Raw genomic sequence first — 8,189 nt, forward strand, 5'->3', positions numbered from 1 at the left:
CGGCTGTGAATGGATTGTTTCCGCCCGCGACCTGGAGCACTGGCTGGAAGAACGTGACCCGCCTGTGGTCGCGGCAAGACCGGACGGGCCTCGTCGGGCCTTTCGGTTATGGCTGCAGGCCGCGGACGATCGTGTCGATGCCATCACCGATCTCCCGGACGCGTTTCGGTCCGAACTGCGCGGCCGGTTCACGCAAATGGTTTCGGCGATCGCGGGAGAACTTCGCTGTGTGCAATGCGACGACGTCGTGACGTGCCCGAAAGAGGTGTGCGGCGACAAAACTTACGACGGGGCCTTCACCGTCTGGACGACGCAGACCCGATGTGTGCGAGGGCATGACCTGTTCAGCGAGGCGCACGCGACCGAGTTTTATTTCGGGGGACGGGCGAGTCGACACTCGGCCTCGCCATCAAGTCGCAGGCAACAGGCTAGGGCCTGAACCCAAGAGGGGCAGAGATAGTGATCAGCGGAAAACTGGCAGGGGTGATGTTGGGCGGGATGTTGCTGGTCGGGTGCACCACGACGCCTGTCAGCCTGGATCCTGCGCAGAGCAGTGACACGGTTGGCGTCGGTTCGGCGAATGTCGAGATGGGTTCCGTTACGGACAGCCGGCAACACGGCTCGAACTGGCTGGGGGCCATTCGGGGTGGCTTCGGGAATCCGCTGCAGACGCTCGAGACCGAAGAGCCGGTGTCCGAGGTGGTCCGCAGCCAGTTCAATACGGGACTTGAACAGCGGGGAATGCTCGCGGACGAGGGTGAGGATGCGTTCATCCTGGAAGTCGACATCGAACAACTGGATTCGAATCAGATGATGCGCCGCGAGGCGCATTCGAGACTGGATGTCACCCTGGTCGAACGTGGCGCCCGCCACATCGCGTATGAGAATTCCGTTCGGTCTAGCAATGTCGAGGGTGGCGCAGGCGGCGGCATCTTCGCGTCGATCGAGAAACTGGAAGAGCTCCTGACGCGGACCTTGTGGGAGACGATCGACGAGGCATTGGACGACGAACGTCTGCACCGCGCCATCGCCGAAGGGCCCTCGGAAACTCAATCTTCCACCGAGTTGGAGGCGGATCTCGAAGCACTGCGCCGCCTCCGGGATCGGGGCGTCTTACCCGAAGACGAATACCGTGAGCGGGTACTGCAGTTGGTGGACTGATGGAGGGCGGTGCGGAGCTCCGTTCGCCATCCGGACTCGTACGACCAAGAGACGAGGCAGGGCAGTCCACGAGCAGGCTTAGGCGGTGGCGTCGAGGGCAGCGCTTCCAGCACACCTGCCTGGCTGGGTGAGGCAGGGGTGGCCATCAGAGTTTAGATCCATCGACGTCTAATGAGGGTCACGATGACAGGCATAATCGAGTACGAAGATCCCAACCAGCCGGGTCACATCAAGAGCACGCCCTTTCGCTCCGAGACCGAGCGCGTCCGAAAAATGCAGATGCTTCAGGACCGCTATCCCGACGCTGAGCTGCATATCCGCGAAGAAGGGGAGGGAGGCCAGGAAGGCAATCCCCCTGTAAGGCGGCCACAAGTCTCGAGTGTTGGACCAGCGGACACGCTGATCGGTGTGTTGAAGCTGGTATCGATCATCGGCCCATTGTTGTACCTGCTGGCGATCGGAATCGGTCTTGCTCAAATGGAGCTCTCTCGCAATCAGTGGCTCATTCTCGCTTTGCCTCATGTGGGATGGGCCTTAATGTTGGGGCTCATGGGGTTTGTCTTCGCCGCAGTGCTGAACCTGCTGCAGCGGATCGAGGCCCGTATCGCGGAGGGCGCGCGATCTTGAGCCTAAAGCGATCTGGACATGTTGAAGTGGCCCCAAACGGTACGTGGCTGCACGAAGTTGCTCGGGTAGAGGCCTCATGGAACGAGGTACCCGTACATCGAAGAGATTAGGGGAGGGCAGGGCTTGAACACGGAGAATCATTCGGAGACGGCGGCGTGGATCTGGTCGGTGGTGGATCTGTTACGGGGGGGCTTCAAGTCGTCGCAGTATGGGCGGGTGATGACGCCAAGTTTCGGGTCTGTCCGGTATGCAAAGCCGCACTTGGAGCAGGCTAACCAGTCGCTCAAGTTCGTTCCCGGTCTTGCGGCCGTCCACAGGGCGCCCTCGTAGGGCGCCGCTTTAGAAAAAGGGGAGATGCATGGCGGTTCTTGTCTGTAATGTTGGATGGATGGAGCACTATCAGGGGCTAAGCGCCGGAGACACAATTGCTGGTGGCGGCTCATACGTCAAGGAAGAAGGGCGAGGCCATGAGGTATGCAATTTTGCTCCGTTCAAAAAGCGTCTGTACGGATATGTCCAGCCTCCTGGTGAAAAAATTGATATTGAACGGATCGGAGCTGAATCGCATGAAGACTCTGTCGGTGGCGTGACTGTCATTTGGACCGCTACCCGACCAACTGGAGGTACAGCTGTTATCGGCTGGTATAAAGACGCGACCGTGTATCGAAATTACCAAACGTTTTCCGCGATTCCGGCTGTTCAGCGTCAGAACGGTGTTGATGGCTATTGGATTTCAGCGCCGTTGAATAAAGGAACATTGCTTCCTGTTGATGAAAGGACATTGGAAATCCCAAGGCAAGTCAAGGGCAGTATGGGGCGTGCCAATGTCTGGTACGCGGACAAGCCGGAAAGTGCTCCTATTGTTAAGAGGGTGCTTGAACTGGTTGGCGGAAATAGAGTCAGGTCGTCAACCAAGAAGGGAAGTAAAAGCAACCAAGACCAAGCGCGTAAAGTCAGAATTGAGCAGGAAGCGATCTGTTTATGCTCTGCACACTTTGAAAAACTTGGTTATTCCGTTGAAAGCGTGGAAAGGGACAATCTCGGATGGGACCTAGAGGCTCGATCCGGAAAAACGCTACTGAAAATTGAAGTAAAAGGCCTTTCTGGAGACGCATTCTCGGTAGAGCTCACTCCAAACGAATTTAATGCATTTTCGGAATTATCGCCCTCGTATCGTCTCGCTGTGGTCACAAACGCGCTAAGCTCTCCGGAGCTATATGTATGCAGATACAGTAAAGAGAAGAGGGGATGGGTCGTCGATGCCGCGGTAGACGGGACGCTGGAAATTGAAATCAAAAAGAGTGCATCAATCAAATGCATCTAACAACGGCGTGAACTCGGGCGGGTTCCACTGCTGTCCCGCTTAATTCAACGAGATAGCCCGATTCCTGGGCCGTTTTCGATACAATGATGTCATCGCAAAACGTTGAATCGAATCGGGGAATCGGGTTATTGCTTGTTATGCTACTGTACTTCGTCAGATTCTCCAATGCGTGCAGGGGCTTGAATTCGATCGAATGGCAATGGAGCTGGATGGGCCGCGGCGCAGCGTACCTTTTCCCGCTGGAGCCAGTTCCTGGCCTTGGTGGTTGGGCATGTGGGCCAGCGGCACAACCTGCGCGATGTCGAGTCCGGGCTGATGAACGATCCCGCGCTGCGCTATCACCTGAACACCCGTAATGATCGTTTTGTTCAGTGTTGATAGTCATCGGGATCAACGGAGCATGTCATCCATGAATTCAGAGGGCTGAGCACCGCTAGTGACCAGCAGGTGGTCCCTTGCTCGGGTGCAGGCAACGTAGAGTAGATGTCGTTCGGTGTTGTAGACCTCTTCAAGGTCGGCATTATCGGATACCGATTCGATCCGCTCCTGAGATGGCAAGATCTCGTCATCGCAGGCCATCACGGCAACAGCGCGAAATTCGAGGCCCTTGGCGTAATGCATGGTACTTATGTTCACCAGGTCCGATGTGGACTGCATTTTCTCATCGAGTTCCAGCCATCCCATATTGGCCAGCTGGGCTGCATTCCTTGCCCTAGGCAGCTCATCAGCTGAGCGAACGAAGATGGCCATCTCTCCGGGCTCGGCGCCTTGTGAGAGGCTGCGTCGTAGCCACTCTGCCACGTATCCGGCCTCCTCTTCGTGAGAATCGAGGGCTTTCAGGTCAGGGGCAGGGCCATTAAAGACGGACACAGTGCCCGTGCGTTGTTCTGAATTTCCATCGACATCATAAAGCTCGGGATCGAGAAGCAAGTCAGCCTGACGGCGGATCTGATGTGAAGTGCGGTAGTTGATACGCAGGGTGCGGGAACGACCCTGGATATTCACGCCAAGCGTCTTCCAAGAAAACGGCTGCTGGAAGATGCGCTGGCCGAGATCGCCGGCGAAGAAGAGACTGTTCGGCCGATTGGCGCCTAGTGACGCCAGGAACTGCAGCTGAGGCACCCGTATGTCCTGAGCCTCATCAATAATGGCGAAGTCATACAATGGGGCGGACCGCTGTTCCATCTTGGAAGCCAGTTCATGGAAAAGGCTTGCCTGGGTGAGCAGTCCGCGTTGCTTCAGGGCCTGCCTGACCTCCTCGAAGACGGCCCACAACGTCAGTCGCTGCGACTCGGGTAGACGAGTCTTTCTGCCTAAACGCCGGACATCGCGATAGGCCTCCCAACTGTCGAGTTGCCAGGCATCGACTACATCCTCCCACTCGGACACCAGGAACCGTCTCGAAAAGTTGGCGCCAGATTGTTTTTCGGATGCCTCTATCAGCAGGGATTCAATCAATTCGCGGGTGGCGAGACGCGGCGAACCTGAATGCAGCTCATACAATCGCGTCCCCAGGGCATCCATCGAATAGACATCGATACGCTCCCCAAGCCTCGGCCGATTGCCAATCAACAGCAACAGTTTTGCCTTGAGCATCGCTGCCAGAGAATCCGAGAAGGTGGCAAGGAGGACTCGGGCGTCCGGATGGGCTTCGGCCAGATAAACGGCCCGGTGCAAGGCCACAACAGTCTTTCCCGTACCAGCGGACCCCGACACACGAGCGGGGCCGTTATAGTCGCGTTCGACCCATTGGCGCTGTGCCGGGTGTAGAAAGATGCTCCACCTTTCCCATGGAGAATCCAGTGCTCGCTCGAGCTCCTCGACGTCGGTCATGATACGGAATCGACGTTGAGCATCCGGATGCTCGAAGGGGCTGTCGCCAGTGTATGTGCCGAAAGGCTCTGGGTTGCCCCCGGTAGCCAGCTCGAGCAGCGCTTCCGCCGCTTCCGCGGGCAGATGTTCAGCTAACTCAAGCAATGTGTCTTCATTGGCCTGTCGAACGTCATCCATCCAGTCAGTGGGGACGCCGTAGCCCAGCAGAGCTTCCTCGGCGATCTCCTCGAAGAGCCTGGGTTTTGCGGCCTCGGCAGGATCCTGTGCCACATAGCGAGGAACCATGATGTCCTTGACGGTTTCCCTGACCTGCACCAGCTGAGCCGCGCCAGTTTTTGGATGGACCTCGAGTTTGCGCCCTTCGGCCCATTGATAGGCCTTGTCATGGTGGTCCACATAGCAGAGGAGCAGGCTGTCATCGCTCTTGTGGACGATCAGTCGAATATCGCTGCTGACGCGCACCGACCAGAAATCCTTGTCACGAGCCTTGTCCAGCTTGTGGAATTTCATGCCGGGATTGGCCGGGTTCATCTGCAGGTCGAAGGCGGTGGTCTTGACCGACTTCTGCTCATCGCCGGTGAGTTTTGCGAGGCTGGTCGTGAAGGTGTCGGCGATGCGGAAGTTCATGTGATCAAAGTCCTTCGATCAGATCAGCGAGGCTTTGTGGGATGACGCCCTTTTCCCACAGCAGTAGCCATGGCGGTTTGCCCCGGTTATAGATGCCGTCATCATACCCTGAACACCTTCATCACTTCGTCGCCAAGGTGGTTGATCACCTTCACTGCGATGCGCCCGGCCTTCGGTTTGGCGAAGGGGCGCGAGGTATCGCTGTGTAGGGTGGCCCAGGCGTCCTCGTCGATCTCGGCTTTGAGGGTGGTCTTCAGCGATTTGTAGGGGTCGTTGGCGCCGAGGAAATAGGCGTGGCGGACGAAGAAGCTCTCCTCGTTGTAATCGGTGTCGATGAACCAGCAGGCGATGCCGTCAGCGCCGTCGGAGCGGACCTCACCGGTGTTGGGGTGGAAGACGTCGACGCCATTGACCTTTACCTGTATCTGGCCGGGCTCCCCGTCGCCCGTGCCATTGGGGCCTGCAGCATCGACGATATCGATGTCCGGCTCGCCGAAGATGACGAAGAGGTTGCCCTTGCCGGTGTTCTTGAGGTCGGCGGCCATATGCAGGTCGGCGTTCATGCGCGCCTTGAGCACGGGGACGCGGCCGAGCTTGTCGAACTCGCTGGAGTGGGCGTCATAGTTGAAGGCGCAGGTGATGAGCACGTCGAAGTCGGCGTCGCCGGCTTCGCGGGCGGCGGCTACCAGGTCCGGACGGGAGACGGTGCCGAACTCGGGGCCGATGAAGATGGCAGCGCGCTTCTCTTTCCCGGTTTCTTCTCCACCTTCAAAATAGCGCCCTTCGGCGCAGATCAGGTCGCCGGGCCAGGGGGTCAGGGCGGTGAAGGTGATCTTGTCTTCTCTGTGGGCTTGCTGGACGCCGGCGGTTTTGAGGTTCTCCAAAATGATCTGAACGAAGTCGCGCTCTTCGCTGTAGCCACCGTCACCCTCGGCACCGGCGGGATCGATCAGCTCGTCGTTCTCGTCCACGCCCAGCACCCGATGGGGGGAGAGGCTTTCCACGGTGAAAGGGCCGGCGACGCGCACTTTCTTCTTATCTTCGTAGGGCTTGTCGTAGAGGAATTCGTGGTCGGCCTTGGCGGCGATGGATGCGTCGATCTCCTGCTGGCGGGCGATGCGTTTCTCCCACCAGCGGGCGTGAAGCTGCTTGGCCTCTTCGGGCCACTCTTCGCCCGACTGGCGGGGGATCTCCCACTCCTCCCAATTGGCCGCCACGGCGTCGTTGAGCCGCTCGCGCAGCGGTTCCAGGGTTTCCTGGAAGCGCTCCCAGATCACATCGATCTCGGCATTGTTGGCGATGGATTTGAGGGTGATATGAGGCACCCGCTCGTAGACAAAGCCGTGGGCGATATGGCCTCGGGTGGGTTGGCTGGAGGGCGCTGTGCGGGTGATTTCCGATTCCTTCAACTGGCCGTCGCGGCTATCGGCTAGCAGGTAGTACGGATAGCGAGCCCCCATGATGCGGGCGCGCGCCAGGGCCAGTGCCACGCGCGAGGTATCGATGGTGATCCAGCGGCGTCCCCACTGTTCGGCGACAGTGGCAGTAGTGCCGGAACCGCATGTTGGGTCAAGAACCAAGTCGCCGGGGTCAGTGGCCATGAGGAGGCATCGCTGGACGATCTTCTCGTCTGTCTGAACTACGTAAATTTTATTCAAACCACTCCCAGTTCCAGTATCAGCCCAAATATTTGTCAGGGGAAAAGCGCTCCAGTCACTTAGTAGACGTTGATAGCTAAGGGTTGTTGCTGATCCAAAAACACGATCCGCTTTGATGGCACGCAATAACGTATCTTTGGGCATGCCCCACCATCGAGACTTGCTCGAATAAAGTTTTCCTTGAAACTCAATTTCATACTTTGAGCCCGGTCCGGGTTTTGTGAGATCGCCAAGCCGCAGCACGGTGAGATTGGTGGGGATGGTGCCTGGCGCTTCGAGTTCGCCTTTTCTCAATCGCCGGATGACTCCGTCGGTCGACTTTGCTAATTGGTAAGCGCCTGCGCCTTCGCCATCAAGTGCCTTTGGTTTGAAAAGCTGTCGATACTTTAATGCAGTTGCCAACTTGGCGTACATTAATATGTAGTCATTCTGCCTCGGAAGGGTATTCGCGCCGAGGCCAGATGATTTGATTACAATGATCTCGCTGACAAAATTGTCATCCCCAAAAATCTCATCCATCAAGGCTCGGACTCGATGGACATTCTCATCACCGATCTGAACGAAGATTGAGCCAGAATCGGTCAATAAATCCCGCGCCACGGTCAGACGGTCGCGCAGATAAGAGAGGTACGAGTGAATGCCATCACGCCAGGTATCACGAAAGGCCTTGACCATTTCCGGCTCACGGGTGATATGGGTGTCGACTTCCCCGGATTAGGTCTACGCATAACTAGAGGTTTCCGGGGTGTGTAACTGCCGGTATTCGACCGGCGTCAGGTCCCCCAGCGCGTCGTGAGGGATGGTTTCGTTGTAGTCCTGCAGCCACTGCTCGGTGTGTTCCCGGACTTCGGTCAGCGTTCGGAAGACGTAGAGGTCCAGGACCCCGCGGCGGTAGCTGCCGTTGAACCGTTCGATGAAGCCGTTCTGCATCGGTTTGCCCGGCTGGATGAAGCTCAGTT

General features: G+C 57.7%; 9 protein-coding genes. 6 read left to right on the top strand and 3 right to left on the bottom strand.

The window, feature by feature from the left end; all coding sequences use genetic code 11:
- The 5 genes from F618_RS16460 to F618_RS16535 form a co-directional block, all read left to right on the top strand.
- Nucleotides 1–439 (top strand): hypothetical protein (locus tag F618_RS16460; protein WP_038071705.1); only part of this gene is annotated, 439 nt, incomplete at its 5' end.
- Nucleotides 440–459: 20 nt separating this feature from the next.
- Nucleotides 460–1,161 carry a YajG family lipoprotein gene (locus F618_RS0114065; protein ID WP_026331248.1) on the top strand — a complete coding sequence of 234 codons (702 nt, stop codon included), beginning with the start codon at nucleotides 460–462 and terminating at the stop codon, nucleotides 1,159–1,161.
- Between the two features lie 183 nt (nucleotides 1,162–1,344).
- Nucleotides 1,345–1,788 carry a hypothetical protein gene (locus F618_RS0114070; RefSeq protein WP_019568944.1) on the top strand — a complete coding sequence of 148 codons (444 nt, stop codon included), beginning with the start codon at nucleotides 1,345–1,347 and terminating at the stop codon, nucleotides 1,786–1,788.
- 358 nt (nucleotides 1,789–2,146) lie between these two features.
- Nucleotides 2,147–3,112 (top strand): DUF3883 domain-containing protein, encoded by a 966-nt coding sequence (locus tag F618_RS15820; protein ID WP_081620922.1) that lies wholly within the window; start codon nucleotides 2,147–2,149, stop codon nucleotides 3,110–3,112.
- Between the two features lie 183 nt (nucleotides 3,113–3,295).
- The gene (locus F618_RS16535; protein ID WP_081620923.1) at nucleotides 3,296–3,490 is read left to right on the top strand and encodes a DUF4372 domain-containing protein; all 195 of its coding nucleotides are present in this window, start codon (nucleotides 3,296–3,298) and stop codon (nucleotides 3,488–3,490) included.
- 12 nt (nucleotides 3,491–3,502) lie between these two features.
- On the opposite strand, the gene F618_RS0114090 is transcribed toward F618_RS16535, so the two are convergent.
- A complete protein-coding gene (locus tag F618_RS0114090) occupies nucleotides 3,503–4,915 on the bottom strand; it encodes a 3'-5' exonuclease (RefSeq protein WP_369772998.1) in 1,413 nt (470 codons plus the stop codon).
- Between F618_RS0114090 and F618_RS16680 the strand changes: the two genes are divergently transcribed.
- The gene (locus tag F618_RS16680; protein ID WP_369772999.1) at nucleotides 4,887–4,964 is read left to right on the top strand and encodes a hypothetical protein; all 78 of its coding nucleotides are present in this window, start codon (nucleotides 4,887–4,889) and stop codon (nucleotides 4,962–4,964) included. The two genes, F618_RS0114090 and F618_RS16680, sit on opposite strands and share 29 nt — an antisense overlap.
- A gap of 709 nt (nucleotides 4,965–5,673) precedes the next feature.
- Here the strand turns inward: F618_RS16680 and F618_RS15085 are convergent.
- Nucleotides 5,674–7,905 carry a site-specific DNA-methyltransferase gene (locus F618_RS15085; RefSeq protein WP_081620924.1) on the bottom strand — a complete coding sequence of 744 codons (2,232 nt, stop codon included), beginning with the start codon at nucleotides 7,903–7,905 and terminating at the stop codon, nucleotides 5,674–5,676.
- A gap of 45 nt (nucleotides 7,906–7,950) precedes the next feature.
- On the bottom strand, nucleotides 7,951–8,189 hold a 239-nt coding region (locus F618_RS0114100; RefSeq protein ID WP_019568950.1), incomplete at its 5' end, for an integrase core domain-containing protein.

The sequence above is a fragment of the Thioalkalivibrio sp. ALMg13-2 genome, assembly GCF_000381185.1.
Lineage (GTDB): Bacteria > Pseudomonadota > Gammaproteobacteria > Ectothiorhodospirales > Ectothiorhodospiraceae > Thioalkalivibrio > Thioalkalivibrio versutus.